We start from the raw sequence: 22,890 nt of genomic DNA, 5'->3' as shown, positions 1-22,890 counted from the left end.
CCAGCGCGGCGGGGCGGCCCTTGCGCGGTGTCTGCTGGCATGGTCGCGCCAGTAACAGCGCCAGGTGTTCCTGTTTTGCCCTTCCAAGAAAGACGATCTATGCCTGTGAATCTCTCTGCTCCCGTTGCCCAGGACTTGCACCCCGTCGCCGGCGTGCGCATCGGCGTGGCCGAGGCTGGCGTGCGCAAGGCCGGCCGCAAGGACTTGACCGTCTTTCTGCTCGATGAGGGCGCCAGCGTTGCCGGCGTGTTCACGCAGAACCGCTTTTGCGCCGCGCCCGTGCAGGTCTGCCGCGAGCACCTGGCCTCGGGCAGTGCCATCCGTGCCATGGTGGTCAACACGGGCAACGCCAACGCCGGCACCGGCGCCGACGGGCTGGCGCGCGCCCGCGCTACCTGCCGGGCGCTGGCGGAGCAGCTGGGCCTGCAGCCGGCGCAGGTGCTGCCGTTTTCCACCGGCGTGATCATGGAGCAGCTGCCGGTCGAGCGCATCCAGGCCGGCCTGCCGGCGGCGCTGGCCGATGCGCAGCCGCAGCACTGGGCGCGCGCTGCCGAGGGCATCATGACCACCGACACGCTCCCGAAGGCCTTCAGCACGCAGCTGCAGATCGGCGGCGCTACGGTGTCCATCACCGGCATCTCCAAGGGCGCGGGCATGATCCGCCCCAACATGGCCACCATGTTGGGCTTTTTGGCCACCGATGCCTGCATCGCTCCCGAATTGCTGCAGCCTCTGGTGCGCGAACTGGCCGACCAGTCCTTCAACCGCGTCACCATCGACGGCGACACCAGCACCAATGACTCGTTCGTGCTGATGGCCACGCAGCGCGCGGGCAATGCGCCCGTGACCTCGCTGGACAGCGAGCAGGGACACCAGCTCAAGGCCGCGCTGCTGCAGGTGGCGCAGCAGCTGGCCCAGGCCATCGTGCGCGACGGCGAGGGTGCGACCAAGTTCATCACCGTGCGGGTGGAAGGCGGCAGGACAGGCGAGGAATGCCGCCAGGTGGCCTACGCCATCGCGCATTCGCCGCTGGTCAAGACGGCCTTCTTCGCCAGCGACCCCAACCTGGGCCGCATCCTGGCGGCCGTGGGCTACGCCGGCATCCAGGACCTGGACCAGGCGCTGATCGACCTGTATCTGGACGATGTGCACGTGGCCGTGCAGGGCGGTCGCAATCCCGCGTACCGCGAGGAAGACGGCCAGCGCGTGATGCAGCAAAGCGAGATCACCGTGCGAGTGGTGCTGGGCCGTGGTGAGGCGGCCGAGACGGTCTGGACCTGCGACCTGAGCCATGACTACGTGACCATCAACGCCGATTACCGCTCCTGAATTGCTATAAAAATAGTAGCTGCTAGCGCTTGCTGTATAAGGCTTAGAGGCCAAAATGATGAAGAATCTGGATCATTTGCTGCTGCGTGCCGAGCAGCTGATCTCCCGCATCGAAGCCGTACTGCCCCAACCCCTGGCCGCCCCGGACTGGTCCGCGGCCATTGCCTGGCGCTATCGCCGCCGCAGCGGCGGCCAGGGGCAGTTGGCACCGGTGCGCCAGGTGGCGGCCATTGCCCTGCAGGACCTGCAGGAGATCGACGCGCAAAAGGAAAAGATCCAGCGCAACACCGAGCAGTTCGTGCAGGGCCACACGGCCAACAACGTGCTGCTGACGGGTGCACGCGGCACTGGCAAGTCGTCGCTCATCCGCGCCTGCCTGCAGGCCTACGCGGCGCAGGGCCTGCGCCTGATCGAGGTGGACAAGAGCGACCTGACGGACCTGCCCGACATCGTGGAGATCGTCGCCGACCGGCCGGAGAAATTCATCATCTACTGCGACGACCTGAGCTTCGAGGAAGGCGAGGGCGGCTACAAGGCGCTCAAGTCCATCCTGGACGGCTCCGTGGCCGCGGCCACGCCCAACGTGCTGATCTACGCCACCAGCAACCGCCGCCACCTGTTGCCCGAGCAGATGAAGGACAACCTCAGCTACACCACGTCGGCCGATGGGGAGATCCACCCCGGCGAGGTGGTGGAGGAAAAGATCTCCCTGTCCGAGCGCTTCGGCCTGTGGGTGAGCTTTTATCCCTTCAGTCAGGACGAATACCTGGCCATCGTCGCGCAGTGGCTGTCTGCCCTGGGCGTGCCGGCGGCAGGCATCGAGGCGGCGCGGCCCGAGGCGCTGGTCTGGGCGCTGGAGCGCGGCTCGCGCAGCGGCCGCGTGGCGCACCAGTTCGCCCGCGACTACGCCGGGCGCCTGCACCAGGCATGAAGGCCGAGGCGCCTGCTCCCGCGCGCGTCGAGGTGGCGGTGGGCATCCTGCTGCGCAGCGACGGAGCCTTCCTGCTCGGCTCGCGCCCTGCCGGCAAGCCGTACGCCGGCTACTGGGAGTTTCCGGGAGGCAAGGTCGAACCCGGCGAAACCGTGGAGCAGGCGCTGCGCCGCGAGCTGCTGGAGGAGCTGGGCGTCGATGCGCGGCAGATCGAGCTGTGGAGGGTGTCCGAGCATGACTACCCGCATGCCCTGGTGCGGCTGCACTGGTGCAAGGTCCACAGCTGGCAGGGCGAGTTCGAGATGCGCGAAGGCCAGGCGGTCAGCTGGCAGATCTTTCCCCTGACTGTGGCGCCCGTGTTGCCGGGTGCGTACCCTGTCCTCGACCTGCTGGCGCACGAACGCGGGACGAGCTACTCGCGCGACTAGGGCCGGCCGCGTTGGTGTGTCGCCTCATCGAGCGGGCGGCCTGGGTAAAGAGTGGAACCGGCGCCAGGCCCTGAGCGCCTAAATCATTCCATTTTCCCCCAATAGAAACTTACAAAACCCTGACTGTTTACCATTCCGGGCGGGTTTCCACGTTCTTCTTACGCCTGTCTGACAAACCGCCTTTTCTGGGTGTGAATTCGTTCAGGGTTTTCTCGTCTTGGGGGCTGATCTAGGTCACGGTAAATTGATTTTCGCGCCATAGACCTTCATTGGCGTCAGTTCTCGCGAGCAGTGGTGCACTTGGACAGGTGTCAGTTTCATTCTGATGTCAGCGGGCTTGCCCCAGAAGTCGCCTCACCGTTTCTCAAACCAACGGGTTCCGCTTGGCCCGGACGGCACCATAAGCCGAAAGAAGGAGACACATGTCAAAGACGCAATCCACAAACGGGTCGGCTCCCTATATCTCCCGGCGAGGCGCGCTGCAGGCGGGTGCGGGCCTGGCTCTGAGCGGCGTGGCCGGGGTGCGCTGGGCATTCGCTGCGGACAAGCCCGCCATGGGCACCTGGCCGGCAGGCTCGCAGGGCAATACGGTCTATATCGGCGCCGCGGTGCCGCTGACGGGTGCCTACGCCGTGCAGGGCGAAGACGAGCGCAAGGGGATGGAGCTGGCCATCGAGCACATCAATTCGAATCACGAACTGATGAAGAAACTGGCGCCCAAAATCAATAATGGCGTATTGGGCAAGAAGGTGGGGTTTCTGTCCGCCGATTCTGCGGCAAAACCGAATCAGGCCCTGCAGGTCGAGCAGACATTCATCAATCAAAACAAGATCGTGGCAATGATCGGCTCGACGTCGTCGGCCGTGGCAGTGGCCCTGAATAAATTCGCGCAGCGCGAAAAGATTCTCTATATGGCCGGTATTTCTGGGTCGAATGACACCACCGGCAAGGACTGCGTGCGCTATGGTTTCCGCCAGGGCGTTTATGGCGAAATGTGCGCCAATGCCATTGGCCCCATATTGGTCAAGCAGTTCGGCAAGAACCGCAAGGCGGCATTCATGACGCCGGACTACACCTATGGCCATACCACCACCGAGTCGGTGCGTGAATTCCTGGTCAAGCAGGCCGGCTGGACCATGGTCACCAACCAGGTCTCGCCGCTGGGCACGCAGGACTTCAGCCAGTACCTCACCAACATCGCCAACGCCGGTGCCGACTTCCTGATCAACGTGAACTGGGGCCGCGACGCCGTGCTGTCGAGCCAGCAGGCCAAGCAATTCGGCCTGCTGCCCAAGATGACGCTGGTGCTGCCCTACCAGATCCCGTTCTTCGCCCGCGAGGCGGGGGTGGACATCAGCGAAGGGGTGTTCGCCGCCACCGACTTCTGGTGGACCCTGGAGGACAAGTACCCGCTGGCCAAGCAGTTCGTCGAGTCCTTCCAGAAGAAGTACGGCTACCGCCCTGAGTGGGGCGCAGAAAACGGCTATATGAGCTTCGCCCACTGGGCGCGCATGGTGACGGAGGCGGGCAGCTTCTATCCGCCCGATGTCATCAAGCAATGGGAGAAGGGCGAGCCCGTTCCCCACCTGCTGGGCGACTTCCACTACCGCCCGCAGGACCACCAGTACGTGCGCCCCGTCATCATCGTCCGCGGCAAGGCCAAGAAGGACATGAAGAACCCGGAAGATTTCTGGGAAGTGGTGGAAGTGGTGCCGGGCGACAAGGTGATCCAGCCCCCCGACGCCTTCGGCTGCAAGCTCGGCGACTACACCTGACCGGCCAGGGCAGGCCCGGGCTGTTGCCCGGCGCCTGTGCCTCGCTTCTGCCGTTTTCGCTCCCTGCAGACTCCGCGCCGTCGCCAGCCGCGCAGCGGATGTCCGCGGCCGAAAACCCTCTCTCACCACTCCTCGATCAAGGCAGGTCAGCGTGATCAATTGGGCCAACTTCATCTCACAATGCTTCAACGGGCTGGTGCTCGGTGCCTTGCTGGCGCTGATCTCCTCCGGCCTGACGATCATCTACGGCACGCTGGGCGTGCTCAATCTGGCGCATGGGGCCATGTTCATGCTGGGCGGCTACGCCGGCTGGATGGCCTACACCTACACCGGCTCATTCATCGTCGCGGTCGTTGCCGGGGCCTTGTTCGTGATGGTGGTGGGCCTGATCACGGAGCAGTTGATCATCCGCCACTTCTACTCCCGCCCGCCCGAGGATCAGCTCCTGGTGACCTTCGGCCTCGGCATCGTCTTCGTCGAGGCCGTGCGGTTCTTCTTCGGCAGCCTGTCCAAGACCGTGCCGCCGCCGGCGCCGCTCACGGGCATCACGCAGCTGGGCTTCATGGTCTATCCCACCTACCGTATCGGCCTGCTGGCGATCATCGCGGTGGCATTGTTCGTTCTGTATTGGGTGCTGTACCGCACCCGCATCGGCATGATCGTGCGCGCCGGTATCGAGGACTCCGTGATGGTGGACTCGCTCGGCATCAACGTCTATCGCATCTTCATGCTGGTGTTCGGCATCGGCGCCATGGCTGCGGGTTTTGCCGGCATCGTCAACGCGCCCGTAGTCTCCGTGGCGCCAGACGTGGGCGATGCCATCCTGGTGCAGACCTTCGTCGTGGTCGTGATCGGCGGCGTGGGCTCGTTTCCCGGTGCCATCCTGGGCGGCCTGATTGCCGGGGAGATCATCAGCCTGACTTCCATGGTCAACCCCGCCTACTCCTACGTCATGCTGTTCGTGGCGATGACGCTGGTGCTGGTGCTGCGCCCGCGCGGTCTGCTTGGCAGCGTCGGCCGCGAATGAAGGGAACCACACCATGACAAGACAACGTCCCTTCCTCGTCGAGGCGCTGACCATCCTGGCACTGGTAGCCGCACCCTTCGTGCTGCCCCATCTGGGCTTTTCTCCGGCCACCATCAACCGCATCCTGATCTGGGGCCTGGTCGGCATCGGCTTTGACCTGCTGTTTGGCTACACCGGCTTGCTGTCGTTCGGCCAGTCGGCCTTCTTCGGCTCCGGCGGCATGTTCGCGGCCTATTTGCTGACGCAGACCTCGTTTACCAACACCATCGCGGCGCTGTTTCTCGGCACTGCCTTCGCGGGGGTGATCGGCTACGTCATCGGCCTGATCGCACTGCGGCGCACGGGTATCTATTTCGCGATGATCACGGTGGCCATCGCCGAAGTGTTTTTCTTTGTGGAGTTCAACCCGCTGTCGCAATACACCGGCGGCGAGAACGGTCTGCCAGGCGTGCCGCCGCCGAACCTGCCGCTGGGCTTCACGACACTGGAATTCACCAGCAACCTGCAGATGTACGCCTTCTTCGCGTTCTGGTACTTCGTGGGGCTGGTGATTGCGCTGCGCATCGTGCGCTCGCCGTTTGGCCTGGTCATGCGTGCCATTCGCGAAAACCCACTGCGCGCCCAGGCGCTGGGGCACAACGTTCGCAGCTACAAGCTGGTGGTGTTCGTCATCGCGGCGATGTACGCCGGCTTCGGCGGCGGCCTGCTGGGCATGATGCAAGGCTTCATGCCGCCGGATGCTTTCATGTTTGCAACCTCGGGCGAGATCGTGATGCAAACCGCCATCGGCGGCGCAGGCACCCTGTTCGGGCCGCTGCTGGGTGCCATCGTCTGGCTGTATCTCAGCGACTTCTTCCAGACCGTGCTCAACCTGGGAGCGACCTGGAGGCTGATCCTGGGCATTGTGTTCGTGCTGCTGGTGTGCTTCCTGCGCCGCGGCTTGGCTGGGGCCATTTCCGACCTCTACGGCAAGCTGCGCCATCGGCGTCAGGTGGCCTCGCCGGTGGGGGCAGCTCCCGCGGCCGTGGCTGCTGCGCCTGCTGCGCGTGCGGACATGGGCGGTGACGCAGCGGTGGCCATCAAGACGACAACCGGCAAAACGGGGCCGATCCTCAAGGCGACCGGGCTGACCAAGCGCTACGGTGGCCTGCTGGCCAACAGCGACATCGACTTCACGGTCGATCACGGCGAGATCCGCGGCATCATCGGTCCCAACGGGGCAGGCAAGAGCACGTTCTTCAAGATGCTGACCTGTGAGGTCGAGCCTACGGCCGGCCGGATCATCTTCGACGGCAAGGACATCACGGAAATGAACGTCACGGATGCCTGCCAGATGGGCCTGACCAAGAGCTACCAGATCAACCAGCTTTTCGAGCGGCTGACGGTACGCCAGAACCTGACCATTGCTGCCCTGGGCGAGCTGCGCGGCAAGTTCAAGCTCGACCTGTTCCGCAACCTGAACAAGGTGCCCAAGCTGAACCGCCTGGTGGAGCAGACGGCCACGCTGGTGAACCTGACGGCGCGCCTGGATGCACCGGTGTCCGAGCTGGCCTACGGCGAGAAACGCCGGCTGGAAATCGGCCTTGCGCTGGCCACGTCACCCAGCCTGCTGCTGCTGGACGAGCCGCTGGCCGGCATGAGCCCGCAAGAACGCGTGGAAACCGTGGCGCTTCTCAAGTCCATCGCCCGCGGGCGCACCCTGGTCATCATCGATCACGACATGGACTCGTTGTTCGAGCTGGTCGGCAAGGTCACCGTACTGCAGGAGGGCAGCTTGCTTGTGGAAGGCACGCCTGAAGAGATCAAATCCAACCCGAAGGTCCAGGAGGCCTACCTCGGGGGTGTTTATGAGGAGGTGGCATGAGTCTGCTCGAAGTCACTGGCCTGAACAGCTATTACGGCGACAGCCACATCCTGTTCGACGTTGCACTGCACGTGGAGCAAAACGAGGTGGTCGCGCTGCTGGGCCGCAACGGAGCCGGGAAATCAACCACCTTCAAAAGCCTGATGGGCGTGGTCAAGCCCCGCAGCGGCAGCGTCAAGCTGGACGGCGTGGAGCTGGCTGGCAAGAAGGCGCACGTGATCGCGCGCCAGGGCATGCAGCTGGTGCACGAAGAGCGCAGGATTTTCGGCAGCCTCAGCGTGGAGGAGAACATCATCCTGGCCGGCCTGACAGCTGACCACAAGTGGCCTCTGGCGCGCATCTACGAGATGTTCCCCCGCCTGAAAGACCGCTGCCGCAGCCGGGGCACCGACCTGTCGGGCGGCGAGCAGCAGATGCTGGCCATCGCCCGTGCACTGGTACGCGACCCGAAAATCATCCTGCTGGATGAGCCGTTCGAAGGCCTGGCTCCGGTGATCGTCAAGGACCTGGTGCGCATCTGCCGGGAGCTGGCCCAAGCGGGGCAGACGATCGTGCTGATCGAGCAGAACCTGGCGGCCACGCTGTCGCTGGCCAAACGGGTCTATATCCTGAACAACGGCCATATTGCACACGAGGGCACGGCCGCCGATCTCAAGGCTCAGCCGGAGATCATCCAGCGCTACCTGGGTGTCTGAGCGAGGCCTCGGCATGCCTGCCGCCCACGCCGTCGGGCGCATCAGCGTGAAAAACGCGCAGCTGTGAGACCGATACCGCAGCTGCGCTCCCGCCATGCTGCTGCCCTGGGGTGGCCAGCTGCTGCTGCGCGGCCCGGCGGTGGCGGTCTTGTGCGGCGCTGAGCCCATGGCGATATCGTCGCCATCGCCTTTCCGCCTGTGCGGGCGGCCCACGGCTGGCTCGCTTCGCCCTCTTACCAGGCGCTGAGCGCACTGCGCAGCTGGGCGGCCGACGAGGTGCTGACGATCTACGAGGTTTGATCGCTCGCGCCCGGGTCCGCTGGTTCGTTGTCCGGCATGCGGAATTCGTCGTTGGCCCACGCGCCTAGATCAATCTTCCTGCAGCGCTCGCTGCAAAAAGGCCGGGAAGGGTTTGCCGGGCTGTACAGGCTGGGCCCGCCACATGCCGGGCAGGGGACCTGCCTGGCTGCGGCTACGTCGGATGTTGAAAGTGTTTGCGCCATGAAGGATCGACTCAAGCGCACAGCGTGAGTTCAAAGGCGGCATCTTCGTTGGTTGCCACCAGCCGGCCGCTTTCTTCCTGGCGCATCAGGCGCACCGAGACGATCAGTCGATTGCCGCTGATTTCCGGGATCAGCTGCAGGTCCGGATCGATGGCCAGGCGCAGCAGCTGGAAGGTGCGGCCCTGCGGCAGGTTCTGCTGGAACTGGCCGCGCTCGGCCGCCACCTTCTGGGGCATGCCCGTGTCGCGCAGCAACCTGAGCAGCAGCAAGATGGCATCGGCTAGGGGAGCCAGCGTGGCGGTCCAACGATTCAGATCCTGCTGACGCTGTGGCGCCGGCAGATGCTGCCAAGAGTAGTAGGCCGGCAGATCGAAGCCGCAGGTACCGCCAGGGATGCCCACACGGCTGCGGATGCTCATCAGCCACTCGTTTTCGGTCAGTGACTGGCCGGCCTTGCCGCTTTGGGAGTTCAGGGCAGAAAAGCACTGGTCCAGCTGATCGATCACTGCGTTCAGGGCAGCCTCGGAAATCGAGGGATTGCCGCGAAAACCCTCCAGCTGATGCTTGTGCCTTTCCAGATCCTTGAGCACGTCGGTCTTGAGATCGGCACGCGCTGCCACATCCATCACCTCGAAGATGGTCACCAGTGCATAGTGGTGATCCAGCGGATGGCTGCGGCCAGCCAGCTCACCCAGGCGGCGAAACAGCTGCTCCAGCCGCAGGTAGGTTCTCAGACGTTCGTTGAAGGGGTATTCGTACAGGATCACGCTGCGGACTTTCCGGGCAGGCGCGCGGCCGCATCGCCGGCGCCCCGTGCATCATAGTCCCAAGCTTGCACTGATCTGACGGGCCACGGCCAGCAGTTCGGGCAGACCCAGGCCTTCATTGAAAACCACCCAGTCGGCTGCTGCGCGCCGCGTGGCACGGCTGCTTTGCGTGGCCATGATGGCCCGCACTGCCGCCTCGTCCAAGCCGCTGCGCAAACGCACGCGCTCAATCTGCGTCTCCTCACGGCAATCCACCACCAGTACTGCATCGAGCTGGCGCGGCCAGCGGGGCGACTCGGTAAGCAGGGGGATGTCCAGCGCCACCACCCTATGGCCGGCCGCTTCGGCCTGCTGCTGCGCCTGCACGATCGCCAAGCCTACGAGGGGGTGGATGATGGCCTGCAGTCGTTCGCGCGCCTGCGGCTCGGAGAAGGCCAGGGCGCGCATTCGGTCGCGGTCCATGGCGCCGCTGGCATTGATGAAACCTTCGCCAAACTGCTCGCGGATGGCGTCGATGGCGCTGCCACCACTTTCCGTCGTCGCACGTGCGAGCTGATCGGCGTCCACCAGTGCTGCGCCGCACCTGTGCAGCATGGCGGCAAAAGTGCTTTTGCCGCTGCCGATTCCGCCCGTCACGCCCAGCCGCAACGCGCGCTGGCGCGCTGCCGTCACGCCAAACCCAGGGTGGAGAACACCGCTTGCATGATGCGTCCCGGTCCCCACAGCAGAGCGGCAAAGCCACCGCCGGCCAGAAACGGGCCGAACGGCACATATTTGCCATCGCGCAAGCTGCTGGCGAATTTCATTGCGATGCCGACCAGGGCCCCGATGACCGAGGCGAGCAAGATGATGGGCACCAAAGCCTGCCAGCCGAACCAGGCCCCGAGGGCCGCAAAGAGTTTGAAGTCCCCGTAGCCCATGCCCTCCTTGCCCGTGGCCAGTTTGAAGCCCCAATAGACGGCCCAAAGCGACAGGTAGCCCGCGGTTGCACCGATCACGGCATCGGTCAGCGGTACGGCCGTCAGCCCCGCTGCCGAAGCCAGCAAGCCGCCCCACAGCAGCGGCAGGGTGATGTCGTCGGGCAGCAGTGTAGTGTCCCAGTCGATGAAGGTCAGGGCTACCAACGCCGCGCAGAACACACACCAGACGGCCGTGGTGGCCGTCCATCCCCACTTGGCGGCGCAGGCATAGAACAGTGCGCCCGTGGCCAGCTCCACCAGAGGATAGCGTGCGCTGATGGGCGCCTTGCAAGCGGCGCAACGCCCCCGCAAAGCCAGCCAGCTCAGTACCGGCACGTTCTCGAACCAGCGGATGCCGTGTCCGCAGGAAGGGCAGCGCGAGCGCGGAACCAGGAGGTTGAAGCGCTCGGCTGCTTTCTCGGCTGGCTGGCTGGCCTGAGCCAGCAGGCCGCTGTCCTGGGCATATTGCGTGCACTCGTCAGCCCACTGGCGCTCCATCATCAGCGGCAGGCGGTAGATGACTACATTCAGGAAGCTGCCCACGAGCAGCCCGACGATACCGATCAACACGGCATCGGCAAGGGGGGAGCCGGTCATCAGACCACTTGTCCCAGCTTGAAGATGGGCAGGTACATCGACACCACGATGCCGCCGATGAGGGTGCCCAGAAACACGATGATGATGGGCTCCATCAGGCTGGACAGGCCGGCCACCATCTCATCCACCTCGGCTTCGTAGAAATCTGCCGCCTTGCCCAGCATATGGTCCAGGGCGCCGGATTCCTCACCGATGGCGCACATCTGCAGCACCATGGAAGGGAAAACGTTGGCATTGCCCATGGCCGCCGTGAGGCTGGTGCCGGTGGAAACCTCCTGCTGGATGCGTTCGGTGGCCGAGGCATAGACGTAGTTGCCTGCAGCTCCGCCCACGGAGTCCAGCGCTTCCACCAGCGGTACGCCCGCAGCGAACATGGTGGACAGCGTGCGCGTCCAGCGCGCGACGGCCGATTTGTCGATCAGGGCGCCGAAGACGGGCAGCTTCAGCAGCAGCCGGTCCATGGTGGCCTGCATCTTCTCGCTGCGCTTCCAGGCCTGCATGAAGAAGTAGAACCCTCCGCCGAGCACGCCGAAAATCAGCCACCAATAGGCGACAAAGAATTCGCTGATGGCCATAACCAGCAGCGTGGGCGCTGGCAGGTCGGCTCCGAAGGAGGTAAAGACCTCCTTGAACGCCGGAATCACGAAAATCATGATGACGGTGACCACCACGAAGGCCACCACGACCACGGAGATGGGGTACATCAGCGCCGAGCGGATCTTGGACTTGATGGCCTCAGTTTTCTCCATGTACAGCGCCAGCCGGTCCAGCAGAGCTTCCAAAATACCGGCCGCCTCGCCCGCTTCCACCAGGTTGCAATAAAGGCTGTCGAAGTACATCGGGTACTTGCGGAACGCAGAATTCAGCGATGTGCCGGTTTCCACGTCCGCCCGGATGTCATTGAGCAGCTTGGTCACGCTGGCGTTGGTATTGCCCCGGCCCACGATGTCAAAGGACTGCAGCAGTGGCACGCCTGCCTTCATCATGGTTGCCATCTGCCGTGTGAACAGCGCAATGTCCTTGGGCTTGATCTTCTTGCCCGAGCGCGTGCGGCGCTTCTTGATCTTGGTGGCCAGAACGCCCTGGCGGCGCAGCGTGGCCTTGACCTGGTTCTCGCCGGAAGCACGCACTTCACCGCGCACGATCTTGCCGCTGCGGTCCTTGCCCTCCCACTCAAAGACTGCGTCCTTGATGTTCCTTGATGCAGCCGTAGCCATATCTCACCCTCTTTTTTTGCGGTTCTATTCGTTGGTGACGCCCAGGACTTCCTCCAGCGACGTCATTCCCGTTTTTACTTTGTGCAGCCCGGACTGGCGCAGCGAGCGCACTCCCTCGAGCCGCGCCTGGGCAGCGATTTCCAGAGCGCTGCCGTCGGCCAGGATGATGCGCTGCAAATCTTCAGTGATCGGCATCACCTCGTAGATGCCCACCCGGCCCTTGTAGCCGTTGTTGCATGCTGAACAGCCCACCGGCCGGTAGGGTGTCCAGGACCCATCGATCTCTTCCTCGCTGAAGCCGGCATCCAGCAATGATTCGTGCGGAATGTCGGCCGGCTCCTTGCAATTGGGGCACAGGCGACGTGCCAGGCGTTGTGCGGTGATCAAAATCACGCTGGAGGCGATGTTGAACGGCGCAATGCCCATGTTGCGCATGCGCGTGAGCGTGGTGGGCGCGTCGTTGGTGTGCAGCGTGGACAGAACCAGGTGACCGGTCTGCGCCGCCTTGATGGAAATGTCCGCCGTTTCCAGGTCACGGATTTCACCCACCATGATGATGTCCGGATCCTGGCGCAGAAATGCCTTCAGCGCTGTGGCGAAAGTGAGGCCGGCCCTTTCATTGACGTTGACCTGGTTCACGCCGGGCAGGTTGATTTCCGAAGGGTCTTCGGCTGTAGCGATATTCACGCCCGGCTTGTTCAACAGATTCAGGCAGGTATAGAGGGACACCGTCTTGCCCGAACCGGTAGGCCCCGTCACCAGGATCATTCCGTAGGGGCGGCCGATGGCACGCAGCAGCCGCTCCTTCTCCTCCGGCTCGTAGCCCAGCGCTTCAATGCCCAGCTTGGCGCTGCTGGGGTCCAGGATACGGATCACGATCTTCTCGCCGAACAGGGTGGGCAGCGTGCTCACGCGAAAGTCGATCACCCGGTCCGGGCCTACTTTCAGCTTCATGCGGCCATCCTGGGGCACGCGCTTTTCGGAGATGTCCAGGCGCGAGATCACCTTGATGCGCGAGGCCAGCTTCTCCTTAATGGCAATGGGCGGCGATGCAATCTCGCGCAACTCGCCATCGACGCGAAAGCGCACCCGGTAGTGATGCTCGTAAGGTTCGAAGTGCAAATCGGACGCGCGCATGTTGAACGCATCGAGCAGCATCTTGTGCAAAAACTTGACGATGGGCGCGTCTTCGACCTCATTCGTCTGGGCGTCCTCTTCTTCGGCCGCTGCCTCCATCGAGGTGTCGTCAAACTCGAAGTCGCCGCCGCTAACGATGGCATCCATCGACTCCGGCCCGCCCTTGGCGGTAGCCTCGATCAAGCGCAGCAGTTTGTCGTGTTCGGCAATCACCCAATCCACGCCCATTTGCGTGGTGAACTTGATCTTCTCTGCAGCCTCCTGATTGGTCGGATCCGCCGTGGCGACGATCAGCCGGTTGCTGCGCTTGCTCAGGGCCACGACACCGTAGGCTTGGCACAGCTTGATATCCAGCAATTCCTTGGAGATACGCAGCGGATCGAGCGCGTCAATGTCCAGCAGTGGGGCTCCGAAGACGCTGGACACGGTGTGCGCCACTTCTGCCGGCGTGATGCTGCCGGCAGCCGTCAAAGTGGCAATGAAACTGGCTCGCGAAGCCTGTGATTTTTTGTAAACTTCTTCGGCTGATTGTTGCGTCAGTTTTCCAACCGACATCAATGCGCGCGCCAAGCCCGGCAGCGCGATAGGCTGGGCTTCTTTTTGAGGAGTATTGACGGCAGCCATGTAACCAGCAGAGTCTTGTGCGGGAAAAGGAAACCATCCTATCACCGCCCATCTTCAATACTCGCGCGGCCTGCCCGCTGGGCGCAGTATGGATGTGCCGTGCCACCTGCAGCGTAGCGGAATAGCCAAAAAAAGCCCCTGTGCCAATGTTGGCCAGGGGCTACACATTTGTAATGTTTGGATGAATCCTGGTCGGGGTGAGAGGATTCGAACCTCCGGCCTCTACGTCCCGAACGTAGCGCTCTACCAGGCTAAGCTACACCCCGAAAGCTCTTTGGCCTGCGCACTTCAAGTGCGCCGATCAAGCAGCTGAGCCGCCAATTGTAGCAAACCTTCAGAGTAAGAATTGACTGGCAGCTTGTGCGCGGCGTCGATGGCCTGTTGCGCCTGCGCGGCTGCAGCATGGCGCGTGGCGTCTAGGGCTCCCGTCTCGCGGATGATGGCGATCACGGCAGGCAGATCTTCGGTCGAGCCGGTCTCGATCACCCGGCGCAGCAATTGCTGCTGCTCGGCGCTGCCGCGCTGCATGGCGATGATGAGCGGCAGGGTCACCTTGCCCTCGCGCAGGTCGTCGCCCAGATTCTTGCCCATCTCACCGGCGTCGCCGTCATAGTCCAGCACGTCGTCGATCACCTGAAACGCGGTGCCCAGTGCCTGCCCGTAGTCGGCGCAGGCCTGCTCGATGTCGGCGCTGCTGCCGGACAGAAGCGCAGCCAGGCGGGCGCTGGCCTCGAACAGCTTGGCGGTCTTGGACCGAATCACCTCCAGATAGCCGGCTTCGTCCAGCGATGCATCATGCGTATTCATGAGCTGCTGCACTTCGCCTTCGGCAATGACATTGGTGGCGTCGGCCAGCACCTGCATGACGCGCATGTTGCCCGTGTCCACCATCATCTGGAAGGAGCGTGAATACAGAAAATCGCCTACCAGCACGCTCGCCGGGTTGCCAAAGCTTTCGTTGGCCGTGGCGCGCCCACGGCGCAGGGTGGATTCGTCCACCACGTCATCGTGCAGCAAGGTGGCGGTATGGATGAATTCGACCACCGCCGCCAGATTGAAGCGTTGCACACCCTGATAGCCGAGCGCGCCGCTGACCAGCAGCAGCAGGGCGGGGCGCAGGCGCTTGCCGCCCGCGGAGATGATGTACCGGGCCACTTGGCCCACCAGCGGCACGCTGGACTGCAGACGGGTAGCGATGACCTTGTCCACCTCCTGCATGTCCTGGGCGATCAAGGCAAGGGCGGCGGCGGTGCTGGGAGAATGGACTGCCAAGGTGGGTGGCCGGTTGGTGGCAAACCCGCGATTATAGGAACGCCTGTGTGGTCGGCCGCTGCGCGCGTCGTCCCATGGGGGAGTGCAAGTGGGCGCGGGCATTGGTGTTTTTGGCGAGGCGTAGTAGAATCGCAGGTTCCGCAAAAATTTGTTTGCGGAACTCCAACTGAACGAGGTTTACATGTACGCGGTCATAAAAACCGGTGGCAAGCAGTATCGCGTTGCCGCTGGCGAAAAAATTAAGATAGAACAGATTGCTGCGGAAGTAGGCCAGGAGATCGTGATTGACCAGGTTCTGGCTGTCGGCAACGGCACCGAACTCAAGGTCGGTACGCCCCTGGTATCCGGCGCAAGCGTGAAGGCCACCGTCGTGGCTCACGGCAAGCACGACAAGGTTCGCATCTTCAAGATGCGCCGTCGCAAGCACTATCAGAAACGTCAAGGCCATCGCCAGCAGTTCACTGAGCTGCAGATCGAGGCGATTGCCGCTTAACTACCAGGAGCAGATCTCATGGCACAGAAAAAAGGCGGCGGCTCTACGCGAAACGGGCGCGATTCCAAGCCCAAGATGCTCGGCGTGAAGGCCTATGGTGGTGAGCTGATCAGCGCAGGCTCCATCATCGTGCGCCAGCGCGGCACGCGCATGCACCCCGGCGTGAATGTCGGCCTCGGCAAGGACCACACGCTGTTCGCCCTGGTGGACGGCCACGTGTCCTTCAGCACGAAGGGTGCCCTGTCCAAGCACACCGTGAGCGTGACTCCGGTCTGACCGCAGTCGCCCCGGCGTGATCCGCAAAGCCCCGCATCGCCGGGGCTTTGTCGTTTGCGCGCCCTGCAGGCGCGCTTTTGTAAACTGCACAACCATGAAATTTGTCGACGAAGCCTTTATCGACATTGCCGCCGGCGATGGGGGCAATGGCTGCGTGTCGTTCCGCCACGAAAAATACAAGGAATTTGGCGGGCCCAACGGCGGCGACGGCGGGCGGGGAGGGCATGTGTTCGCCGTGGCCGATCCGAACCTGAACACGCTCGTTGACTACCGCTACTCGCGCCGCCATGAGGCCAGGCGCGGAGAGCACGGCATGGGCTCGGACATGTTCGGTGCGGCCGGCAGCGACATCACGCTGAAGATGCCCGTGGGCACCATCCTGAGCGACGCCGAGACGGGCGAGGTGCTGTACGAACTGCTGCAGCCGGGCGAGGTCATCATGATCGCCAAGGGCGGCGACGGTGGTTTTGGCAACATGCGCTTCAAGAGCGCCATCAACCGCGCGCCACGGCAAAAGACGCCTGGTTGGCCGGGCGAGCGCAAGAACCTCAAGCTGGAGCTGAAGGTGCTGGCCGACGTGGGGCTGCTGGGCATGCCCAACGCCGGCAAATCCACCTTCATCGCCGCCGTCTCCAACGCGCGCCCGAAGATCGCCGACTACCCCTTCACCACGCTGCACCCCAATCTGGGCGTGGTGCGGGTCGGGCCGGAGCAGAGCTTCGTCGTCGCCGACATCCCCGGCCTGATTGAGGGCGCCTCCGAGGGCGCGGGCCTGGGCCACCTGTTTCTGCGCCACCTGCAGCGCACCCGGCTGCTGCTGCATGTGGTTGACTTGGCGCCCTTCGACGATGCGGTGGACCCGGTCGCGCAGGCCAAGGCCATCGTGGGCGAGCTGAAGAAGTACGACGCCCAGCTGCACGCCAAGCCGCGCTGGCTGGTGCTCAACAAGCTGGACATGGTGCCGGCCGAGGAGCGCGCCGCACGCGTGCAGGATTTCGTCAAGCGCTTCAAATGGAAGGGGCCGGTGTTCGAGATCTCTGCCCTGACGCGCGAGGGCTGCGAGCTGCTGATCCGCACCATCTACCAGCACGTGCATGCCGAGCAGAAGGCAGCCAACGCAGAGCCGGTCGAGGTGGATCCTCGCTTTGCCGGCGACCAGGACCAGCCAGCCTGACCCGCTCCTTCGAGTTGCTATCATTAAAATAGCTGCCAGCGCTTGCCAGGCAAGGGCTGGAGCCCGATTTCATTCAAACATGAACTCCAGTGTGTTGCGTGATGCCCGGCGCATCGTGGTCAAGGTCGGCTCCAGCCTCGTCACCAACGAGGGGCGCGGGCTGGACGAGGTCGCCATCGGCGAATGGAGCCGCCAGCTGGCGGCCCTGGTGCGCGGCGAGGCGGGCGCGCCGCGCGAGGTCATCATGGTCTCCAGCGGCGCCATTGCCGAAGGCATGAAGCGGCTGGGCTGGGGCAAGCGTCCGCGCGAGATCCACGAGCTGCAGGCCGCTGCCGCCGTGGGCCAGATGGGCCTGGCGCAGATGTACGAGACCAAACTGCGCGAGCAGGGCATGGGCAGCGCCCAGGTGCTGCTGACCCACGCCGACCTGGCCGACCGCGAGCGCTATCTGAACGCGCGCTCCACGCTGCTGACGCTGCTGCGCCTGGGCGTGGTGCCGGTTATCAACGAGAACGACACGGTAGTCACCGACGAGATCAAGTTCGGCGACAACGACACCCTGGGCGCCCTGGTGGCCAACCTGGTGGAGGCCGATGCGCTGGTCATCCTGACGGACCAGAAAGGCCTGTACACGGCCGACCCCCGGCGCGACCCCGCCGCGCAGTTCGTGCATGAGGCGCAGGCCGGCGACCCGGCGCTGGAGGCCATGGCTGGCGGCGCGGGCTCCAGCATCGGCAAGGGCGGCATGCTGACCAAGATCATCGCCGCCAAGCGCGCGGCGGGCTCGGGCGCATCCACCGTGATCGCCTGGGGGCGCGAGAGCGACGTGCTGCTGCGCCTGGCGCGTGGCGAAGCCATCGGCACGCTGCTGGTGGCGCAGACCGCCAAATACCACGCACGCAAGCAGTGGATGGTGGACCACCTGCAGCTGCGCGGCGCGGTGACGGTGGATGCCGGCGCGGCCGCCAAGCTGCGCGGCGAAGGCAAGAGCCTGCTGCCTATCGGTATGGTGGCGGTGGAAGGCGACTTCGACCGGGGCGACGTGATTGCCGTGCGCGACGCGGCCGGCAGCGAGATTGCCCGGGGCTTGGCCAACTATGCCAGTGCCGAGGCGCGGCTTTTGTGCCGCAAGCCGTCGTCGCAGTTCGAGCAGCTGCTGGGCTACGCCGCCGAGCCGGAGATGGTGCACCGCGACAACATGGTGTTGTCGCCGCAGCACTGAGCGGTCAGCCCTTGTCGCCCGGCTGCAGGCTGCGTGTGACCGGTGCCAGGGGCTCCAACGGGGCCGGCATACTGTTTTGCGGGTCCGGGTCGAAGCTGGCGCCCGGCGGCAGCTCCACTCCCGGCCGTACCAGCATGCTGCCGCCGCTGCGGTGCGAAGGCATCTGCAGGCCGTCGTGCTCGCGCGAGCGCATGCCGCTGCGCAGGTAGCGGTTGCGCTGTTCGTACCGGGGGACGAAACGGGCCAGTTCGGTCAATGCCATCTCATAGACGCCGCGCTTGAACTCGACCACCACGTCCAGCGGCACCCAGTACTCGTTCCAACGCCAGGCGTCGAACTCCGGATGATTGGTGGCACGCAGGTTCAAGTCCCAGTCGTGGCCTATCAGCTGCAGCAGATACCAGATCTGCTTTTGGCCGCGGTAGTGTCCACGCGCGTCGCGGCGGATGAACCGGTCTGGCACCTCGTAGCGCAACCAGTCGCGGGTGCGGGCAATGACACGTACCTGGGTAGGCTGCAGTCCGACTTCTTCGTGAAGCTCCCGGAACATGGCCTGTTCCGGACTTTCTCCGCGGTCGATGCCGCCCTGCGGAAACTGCCAGCTGTGGGTGCGTATACGCTTGCCCCAGAACACCTGATTCTTCTGGTTGAGCAGGATGATGCCGACGTTTGGGCGGAAACCGTCCCGGTCGAGCATAATCTGACCCCAAATTTTTCAAACTGTAGTCATTATGCACGCACCCCCGCGTGCAGCAAGCACACCCGCAGCGGTGGCCAGGTTCCCCCATGAAAGCTTCCCGATTCTTTGTCTCCACCCTCAAAGAGGCGCCCGCCGACGCCGAGGTGGTCAGCCACCAGCTCATGACCCGCGCTGGCATGATCAAGAAGCTGGGCGCCGGCATCTACACCTACATGCCCATGGGCCTGCGCGTGATCCGCAAGGTCGAAGCGATCGTGCGCGAGGAAATGAACCGCGCCGGTGCCGTGGAGTGCGCCATGCCCGTGGTGCAGCCTTCCGAGCTGTGGCAGGAAACGGGGCGTTTCGAGAAGATGGGGCCGGAGCTGCTGCGCATTCAAGACCGCCACGCGCGCGACTTCGTCATCCAGCCCACCAGCGAGGAAGTGGTCACTGACATCGCCCGCCAGGAGCTGCGCAGCTACAAGCAGCTGCCCAAGAATCTCTACCAGATCCAGACCAAGTTCCGCGACGAGCGCCGGCCGCGCTTCGGGCTGATGCGCGGGCGCGAGTTCACCATGAAGGACGCCTACTCCTTCGACCGCGATCAGGCCGGCGCCAAGGCCAGCTACCAGGCCATGGCCGAGGCCTATCGCCGCATCTTCGATCGCTTCGGCCTGACGTATCGCGCCGTGGCGGCTGACTCGGGCGCCATCGGCGGCGATCTGAGCGAAGAATTCCAGGTCATCGCCGCCACCGGCGAGGACGCCATCGTCTATTGCCCCACCAGCGACTACGCGGCCAACATGGAAAAGGCCGAGAGCGCGCCACCTGCCGGTCCGCGCCCTGCCGCCAGCCAGCCGCGCACGCTCACCCCCACGCCCGGCAAGGCCACCTGCGCCGACGTGGCCGGGCTGCTGGGCGTGCCGTTGGCCCGCACCGTGAAGTCGCTGGTGCTGGCTACCGACGAGCTGAACGAGGCAGGCGAGGCCGTCGGCGTGCGGGTCTGGCTACTGCTGCTGCGCGGCGACCACGACATGAACGAGATCAAGGTCTCCAAGGTGCCCGGGCTGGACAACGGCTTTCGCTTTGCCACCGTGCCCGAGATCGAGGAGCACTTCGGTGCCAAGCCCGGCTACCTGGGCCCCTTGGACCTGAAGAAGCCCGTGCGCATCGTTGCCGACCGCGAGGTGGCCGTGATGGCCGACTGGATCTGCGGCGCCAACCAGGAGGGCCACCACATCACCGGCGTGAACTGGGGCCGCGACCTGCCCGAACCCGAAGCCGTGGCCGACCTGCGCAACGTCGTGGCCGGCGACCCCTCGCCCGACGGCCGGGGGGAACTTACCATCGAGCGCGGCATCGAAGTCGGCCACGTGTTCTACCTGGGCACCAAATACTCCAAGGCCATGAACGCCACCTTCCTGGGTGAAGACGGCAAGCCGGCGCACTTCGAGATGGGCTGCTACGGCATCGGCGTGACGCGCCTGCCGGCCGCCGCCATCGAGCAAAACCACGACGAGCGCGGCATCATCTGGCCCGACGCCATCGCGCCGTTTACCGTGGTGCTGTGCCCCATCGGCATGGACCGCAGTCAGGAAGTGAAGGCCGCTGCCGAAAAGCTCTATGAGGAGCTGCTGGCCGCTGGCGTCGATGTGCTGCTGGACGACCGCGGCGAGCGCCCGGGCGCCATGTTCGCGGACTGGGAGCTGATCGGCGTGCCGCACCGCGTGGTGCTGTCCGATCGGGGCTTGAAGGAAGGCCAGGTGGAATACCAGCACCGCCGCGACAGCAGCGCCACCAAGGTGGGCGCGGGCGACATACTTGCGTACGTGAAGGAACGTTTGACAGCATGACATTTGAGGCAACTGGGGCGGCAGCAGCGCCCGTGCTGCGCGGCGCGCTGTCGCGCCGCGCCTGCCTGCTGGCATCGCTGGCGGCAGGGCCGGCTGCATGGCTGGGCCTGCCTGCTGCGGCGCACGCCAGCAGCCAGCTGGAAGAACCGCTCATCGACTCCGTACGCTCGGCGCTCAGCTCCGCCGTGGCCGACCTGGCTCCGCCCGAGCCGCTGTTCGTCAGCACCGAGGCGCGCCTGCTGTACCTGCGCTGGCTGGGCACCATGAGCGAGCGCCTGCGCAGCCGCAAGCCCGCCTGGGAGGTGCGCCGCGACTTCCTGCAGACCGTCTGGTACGAGGCCAAGCGCGCCGGGCTGGATGTGTCCCTGGTGATGGGCCTGATCCAGGTGGAGAGCGCTTTTCGCAAGTTCGCCGTGTCCTCCGTGGGCGCGCGCGGCTACATGCAGGTCATGCCGTTTTGGACGCGCGCGATCGGTGACGGCGACCCGGCCAAGCTGTTTCACATGCAGACCAACCTGCGCTTTGGCTGCGTCATCCTGCGCCATTACCTGGATCGCGAGCGGGGCGACCTGTACCTGGCCCTGGGCCGCTACAACGGCAGCCGCGGCCGCGCGCCTTATCCCAGCGCGGTGTTTGCCGCGCAGCGCAACTGGTTCTTTCAGGAGCGCACGTCTGCCGCCTGAGGCTCGTGCCCGGGCGGCGGTGAATCCCCGGCGCTGGTGCGCAGCGGGCTCAGCCGCGACACCAGCACCTGGTCAACGCGGTAGCTGTCCACGTCGATCACCTCGAACTTGTAGCCGCTGAGCGTGACGCTGTCGGTGCGCCGCGGCACGCGGCGCAGCATCACCGTCAGAAAGCCGGCCAGCGTCTCGTACTCGTCCGCGTGCGGCAGCTCGTCGATGGCCAGGGCGTGCAGCACGTCGTTGATGGGCGTGATGCCGTCCACCAGCCAGGAGTTCTCGTCGCGCCGCACGATCTGCTCTTCCTCGTCCGAGCTCGGCCCCACCAGGTCGCCCATCACGGTGCTCATCACGTCGTTGAGCGTCACCACCCCCACCACCAGGCTGTACTCGTTGACGATGACCGCAAAGTCCTCGTGCACCTGGCGAAACTGCTCCAGCACCTCGGCCAGCGACAGCCGGTCGGGCACGATCAGGGCCTTGTGTACCAGGCCTTCCTCGGCCAGGGAGATGGGCTGGTTGTTCAGCGCCCGCTGGAACAAGTCCTTGGCGTCCACGTAGCCCACCACGTGGTCGATGTCGTCCACACACACCGGGTAGGTGGAAAACGGCTCGTTGGCGATGCGCGCCCGGATCACGTGGTCCGGGTCGTCGCGCAGGAAGTAGGCCACGCGGTCGCGCGTGGACATGGCGCTGACCACGCTGCGCGTGTCCAGCTCGAACAGGTTTTCGATGACTTGCTGCTCGCGCGCCGCCAGCACGCCCGAGCGCGCGCCCGCTTCCATCATGGCCAGGATGTCGTCCGAGGTGACGCGCTCGTCGCGCTGCGAGGGCAGGCCCGACAGGCGCAGCAGCGCATCGGCAGCGCGGCTGTACAGCCAGATCAGCGGCTTGAACAGCCGCATGCACCACTGCATGGGCCCCACGACGAGCACCGCCATGCGCTCGGAGTTCGCCATGCCCAGCCGCTTGGGCAGCAGGTCCGCGAACAGGATGAACAGCGAGGTCACCACCAGGAAAGAGGCCCAAAAGCCCATCGTCTGCGCCTGCGGCTGCGCCAGCCACAGCGCCAGCACGTCGGAGAAATAGGGGCTCAGGGCGCCTTCGCCGACGATGCCGCCCAGGATGGCCACCGCGTTCAGGCCCACCTGCACCACCGTGAAATAGTCGCCCGGCTGCTCCTGCATCAGTAGCACCCGCGCGGCGCGCCCGTCGCCCTCGTCGGCCATCTGGCGCAGGCGCAGGCGGCGCGAGGCGGCCAGCGACAGTTCGGCCACCGAGAAGAACGCGCTCGCGGCGATGAGCAGGGCGATGACGAGCAGGCTTTGGGTCAGGGTCATAAAGGGGTGGCCGGCCGGCGACGGGCGCGGCCACGGTGGTGGCACTGC

General features: G+C 64.8%; 23 protein-coding genes and 1 tRNA gene. 14 read left to right on the top strand and 10 right to left on the bottom strand.

Features of this window, described 5'->3' with window-relative positions; translation table 11 throughout:
* Positions 1 to 99: 99 nt before the first annotated feature.
* The 8 genes from argJ (at position 100) to C7H73_RS15915 (ending at position 8,349) form a co-directional block, all read left to right on the top strand.
* Entirely contained in the window at positions 100 to 1,329 is a 1,230-nt protein-coding gene (gene argJ / locus C7H73_RS13920; RefSeq protein WP_106847197.1) for a bifunctional glutamate N-acetyltransferase/amino-acid acetyltransferase ArgJ, read from the top strand.
* Between the two features lie 55 nt (positions 1,330 to 1,384).
* On the top strand, positions 1,385 to 2,260 hold the full coding sequence (locus C7H73_RS13915; protein WP_106847196.1) for an ATP-binding protein: 876 nt from the start codon (positions 1,385 to 1,387) through the stop codon (positions 2,258 to 2,260).
* On the top strand, positions 2,257 to 2,688 hold the full coding sequence (locus C7H73_RS13910; protein ID WP_106847195.1) for an NUDIX domain-containing protein: 432 nt from the start codon (positions 2,257 to 2,259) through the stop codon (positions 2,686 to 2,688). The genes C7H73_RS13915 and C7H73_RS13910 overlap by 4 nt, the downstream gene beginning before the upstream one ends.
* Positions 2,689 to 3,242: 554 nt before the next feature.
* Positions 3,243 to 4,463 carry a substrate-binding protein gene (locus C7H73_RS13905; RefSeq protein WP_227001357.1) on the top strand — a complete coding sequence of 407 codons (1,221 nt, stop codon included), beginning with the start codon at positions 3,243 to 3,245 and terminating at the stop codon, positions 4,461 to 4,463.
* A 151-nt stretch (positions 4,464 to 4,614) separates the two neighbouring features.
* Complete coding sequence (locus tag C7H73_RS13900; protein ID WP_106847193.1) at positions 4,615 to 5,490, top strand: branched-chain amino acid ABC transporter permease; 876 nt, start codon at positions 4,615 to 4,617, stop codon at positions 5,488 to 5,490.
* A 13-nt stretch (positions 5,491 to 5,503) separates the two neighbouring features.
* The gene (locus C7H73_RS13895) at positions 5,504 to 7,354 is read left to right on the top strand and encodes a branched-chain amino acid ABC transporter ATP-binding protein/permease (RefSeq protein ID WP_106847192.1); all 1,851 of its coding nucleotides are present in this window, start codon (positions 5,504 to 5,506) and stop codon (positions 7,352 to 7,354) included.
* Entirely contained in the window at positions 7,351 to 8,049 is a 699-nt protein-coding gene (locus C7H73_RS13890) for an ABC transporter ATP-binding protein (protein ID WP_106847191.1), read from the top strand. The genes C7H73_RS13895 and C7H73_RS13890 overlap by 4 nt, the downstream gene beginning before the upstream one ends.
* A 198-nt stretch (positions 8,050 to 8,247) precedes the next feature.
* Positions 8,248 to 8,349 (top strand): DUF1330 domain-containing protein, encoded by a 102-nt coding sequence (locus C7H73_RS15915; RefSeq protein WP_157948355.1) that lies wholly within the window; start codon positions 8,248 to 8,250, stop codon positions 8,347 to 8,349.
* Here C7H73_RS15915 and C7H73_RS13880 read toward each other — a convergent pair.
* From C7H73_RS13880 to C7H73_RS13845, 8 genes are all read right to left on the bottom strand, one after another.
* Positions 8,337 to 8,552 carry a DNA gyrase inhibitor YacG gene (locus tag C7H73_RS13880; RefSeq protein ID WP_106847190.1) on the bottom strand — a complete coding sequence of 72 codons (216 nt, stop codon included), beginning with the start codon at positions 8,550 to 8,552 and terminating at the stop codon, positions 8,337 to 8,339. The genes C7H73_RS15915 and C7H73_RS13880 overlap by 13 nt on opposite strands.
* An 11-nt stretch (positions 8,553 to 8,563) precedes the next feature.
* On the bottom strand, positions 8,564 to 9,319 hold the full coding sequence (gene zapD / locus C7H73_RS13875; protein ID WP_106847189.1) for a cell division protein ZapD: 756 nt from the start codon (positions 9,317 to 9,319) through the stop codon (positions 8,564 to 8,566).
* Between the two features lie 51 nt (positions 9,320 to 9,370).
* The gene (coaE, locus tag C7H73_RS13870; protein WP_264371566.1) at positions 9,371 to 9,913 is read right to left on the bottom strand and encodes a dephospho-CoA kinase; all 543 of its coding nucleotides are present in this window, start codon (positions 9,911 to 9,913) and stop codon (positions 9,371 to 9,373) included.
* Between the two features lie 74 nt (positions 9,914 to 9,987).
* Positions 9,988 to 10,875, bottom strand: coding sequence for a prepilin peptidase (locus tag C7H73_RS13865; protein ID WP_106847188.1), 888 nt, complete (start codon positions 10,873 to 10,875; stop codon positions 9,988 to 9,990).
* A complete protein-coding gene (locus C7H73_RS13860; protein WP_106847187.1) occupies positions 10,875 to 12,092 on the bottom strand; it encodes a type II secretion system F family protein in 1,218 nt (405 codons plus the stop codon). Before C7H73_RS13860 ends, C7H73_RS13865 begins: the two co-directional genes overlap by 1 nt.
* Before the next feature lie 24 nt (positions 12,093 to 12,116).
* Complete coding sequence (gene pilB, locus C7H73_RS13855; RefSeq protein WP_106847186.1) at positions 12,117 to 13,853, bottom strand: type IV-A pilus assembly ATPase PilB; 1,737 nt, start codon at positions 13,851 to 13,853, stop codon at positions 12,117 to 12,119.
* A 189-nt stretch (positions 13,854 to 14,042) separates the two neighbouring features.
* Positions 14,043 to 14,119, bottom strand: a tRNA-Pro gene (locus tag C7H73_RS13850).
* 22 nt (positions 14,120 to 14,141) lie between these two features.
* The gene (locus C7H73_RS13845; protein ID WP_227001356.1) at positions 14,142 to 15,125 is read right to left on the bottom strand and encodes a polyprenyl synthetase family protein; all 984 of its coding nucleotides are present in this window, start codon (positions 15,123 to 15,125) and stop codon (positions 14,142 to 14,144) included.
* A gap of 181 nt (positions 15,126 to 15,306) precedes the next feature.
* On the opposite strand from C7H73_RS13845, the gene rplU reads away from it, so the two are divergent.
* The 4 genes from rplU to proB all read left to right on the top strand — a co-directional run bounded on the left by rplU (position 15,307) and on the right by proB (position 18,290).
* Positions 15,307 to 15,618 carry a 50S ribosomal protein L21 gene (rplU, locus tag C7H73_RS13840; protein ID WP_106847184.1) on the top strand — a complete coding sequence of 104 codons (312 nt, stop codon included), beginning with the start codon at positions 15,307 to 15,309 and terminating at the stop codon, positions 15,616 to 15,618.
* A gap of 18 nt (positions 15,619 to 15,636) precedes the next feature.
* Positions 15,637 to 15,894: a 50S ribosomal protein L27 gene (gene rpmA, locus C7H73_RS13835; RefSeq protein WP_106847183.1), complete on the top strand. Its 258-nt coding sequence runs from the start codon at positions 15,637 to 15,639 to the stop codon at positions 15,892 to 15,894.
* A 94-nt stretch (positions 15,895 to 15,988) separates the two neighbouring features.
* The gene (gene cgtA, locus C7H73_RS13830; protein WP_106847182.1) at positions 15,989 to 17,068 is read left to right on the top strand and encodes an Obg family GTPase CgtA; all 1,080 of its coding nucleotides are present in this window, start codon (positions 15,989 to 15,991) and stop codon (positions 17,066 to 17,068) included.
* A gap of 79 nt (positions 17,069 to 17,147) precedes the next feature.
* Complete coding sequence (gene proB, locus C7H73_RS13825; RefSeq protein WP_106847181.1) at positions 17,148 to 18,290, top strand: glutamate 5-kinase; 1,143 nt, start codon at positions 17,148 to 17,150, stop codon at positions 18,288 to 18,290.
* Positions 18,291 to 18,294: 4 nt separating this feature from the next.
* On the opposite strand, the gene C7H73_RS13820 is transcribed toward proB, so the two are convergent.
* Positions 18,295 to 18,987 carry an RNA pyrophosphohydrolase gene (locus C7H73_RS13820; RefSeq protein ID WP_106847180.1) on the bottom strand — a complete coding sequence of 231 codons (693 nt, stop codon included), beginning with the start codon at positions 18,985 to 18,987 and terminating at the stop codon, positions 18,295 to 18,297.
* Positions 18,988 to 19,076: 89 nt separating this feature from the next.
* On the opposite strand from C7H73_RS13820, the gene C7H73_RS13815 reads away from it, so the two are divergent.
* Positions 19,077 to 20,822, top strand: coding sequence for a proline--tRNA ligase (locus tag C7H73_RS13815; RefSeq protein WP_106847179.1), 1,746 nt, complete (start codon positions 19,077 to 19,079; stop codon positions 20,820 to 20,822).
* Entirely contained in the window at positions 20,819 to 21,505 is a 687-nt protein-coding gene (locus tag C7H73_RS13810) for a lytic transglycosylase domain-containing protein (protein WP_106847178.1), read from the top strand. Before C7H73_RS13815 ends, C7H73_RS13810 begins: the two co-directional genes overlap by 4 nt.
* On the opposite strand, the gene C7H73_RS13805 is transcribed toward C7H73_RS13810, so the two are convergent.
* On the bottom strand, positions 21,481 to 22,842 hold the full coding sequence (locus C7H73_RS13805) for a hemolysin family protein (RefSeq protein WP_106847177.1): 1,362 nt from the start codon (positions 22,840 to 22,842) through the stop codon (positions 21,481 to 21,483). The genes C7H73_RS13810 and C7H73_RS13805 overlap by 25 nt on opposite strands.
* Positions 22,843 to 22,890 lie beyond the last annotated feature (48 nt).

Source organism: Pulveribacter suum (genome assembly GCF_003013695.1).
GTDB lineage: Bacteria > Pseudomonadota > Gammaproteobacteria > Burkholderiales > Burkholderiaceae_C > Melaminivora > Melaminivora suum.
This window is presented reverse-complemented; position numbering and strand designations above follow the sequence as displayed.

What these genes read in the sequence shown, in the direction of transcription:
- rpmA (WP_106847183.1), top strand. Translation starts at nt 15,637, where the DNA reads ATGGCACAGAAAAAAGGCGGCGGCTCTACGCGAAACGGGCGCGATTCC.
- C7H73_RS13815 (WP_106847179.1), top strand. Translation starts at nt 19,077, where the DNA reads ATGAAAGCTTCCCGATTCTTTGTCTCCACCCTCAAAGAGGCGCCCGCC.
- C7H73_RS13805 (WP_106847177.1), bottom strand. Translation starts at nt 22,842, where the DNA reads ATGACCCTGACCCAAAGCCTGCTCGTCATCGCCCTGCTCATCGCCGCG.
- C7H73_RS13905 (WP_227001357.1), top strand. Translation starts at nt 3,243, where the DNA reads ATGGGCACCTGGCCGGCAGGCTCGCAGGGCAATACGGTCTATATCGGC.
- argJ (WP_106847197.1), top strand. Translation starts at nt 100, where the DNA reads ATGCCTGTGAATCTCTCTGCTCCCGTTGCCCAGGACTTGCACCCCGTC.
- cgtA (WP_106847182.1), top strand. Translation starts at nt 15,989, where the DNA reads ATGAAATTTGTCGACGAAGCCTTTATCGACATTGCCGCCGGCGATGGG.
- C7H73_RS13880 (WP_106847190.1), bottom strand. Translation starts at nt 8,552, where the DNA reads ATGGCGCAAACACTTTCAACATCCGACGTAGCCGCAGCCAGGCAGGTC.
- coaE (WP_264371566.1), bottom strand. Translation starts at nt 9,913, where the DNA reads ATGCTGCACAGGTGCGGCGCAGCACTGGTGGACGCCGATCAGCTCGCA.
- C7H73_RS13890 (WP_106847191.1), top strand. Translation starts at nt 7,351, where the DNA reads ATGAGTCTGCTCGAAGTCACTGGCCTGAACAGCTATTACGGCGACAGC.
- C7H73_RS13910 (WP_106847195.1), top strand. Translation starts at nt 2,257, where the DNA reads ATGAAGGCCGAGGCGCCTGCTCCCGCGCGCGTCGAGGTGGCGGTGGGC.
- C7H73_RS13820 (WP_106847180.1), bottom strand. Translation starts at nt 18,987, where the DNA reads ATGCTCGACCGGGACGGTTTCCGCCCAAACGTCGGCATCATCCTGCTC.
- C7H73_RS13865 (WP_106847188.1), bottom strand. Translation starts at nt 10,875, where the DNA reads ATGACCGGCTCCCCCCTTGCCGATGCCGTGTTGATCGGTATCGTCGGG.
- C7H73_RS13810 (WP_106847178.1), top strand. Translation starts at nt 20,819, where the DNA reads ATGACATTTGAGGCAACTGGGGCGGCAGCAGCGCCCGTGCTGCGCGGC.
- C7H73_RS13860 (WP_106847187.1), bottom strand. Translation starts at nt 12,092, where the DNA reads ATGGCTACGGCTGCATCAAGGAACATCAAGGACGCAGTCTTTGAGTGG.
- rplU (WP_106847184.1), top strand. Translation starts at nt 15,307, where the DNA reads ATGTACGCGGTCATAAAAACCGGTGGCAAGCAGTATCGCGTTGCCGCT.
- proB (WP_106847181.1), top strand. Translation starts at nt 17,148, where the DNA reads ATGAACTCCAGTGTGTTGCGTGATGCCCGGCGCATCGTGGTCAAGGTC.
- C7H73_RS13895 (WP_106847192.1), top strand. Translation starts at nt 5,504, where the DNA reads ATGACAAGACAACGTCCCTTCCTCGTCGAGGCGCTGACCATCCTGGCA.
- C7H73_RS13915 (WP_106847196.1), top strand. Translation starts at nt 1,385, where the DNA reads ATGATGAAGAATCTGGATCATTTGCTGCTGCGTGCCGAGCAGCTGATC.
- pilB (WP_106847186.1), bottom strand. Translation starts at nt 13,853, where the DNA reads ATGGCTGCCGTCAATACTCCTCAAAAAGAAGCCCAGCCTATCGCGCTG.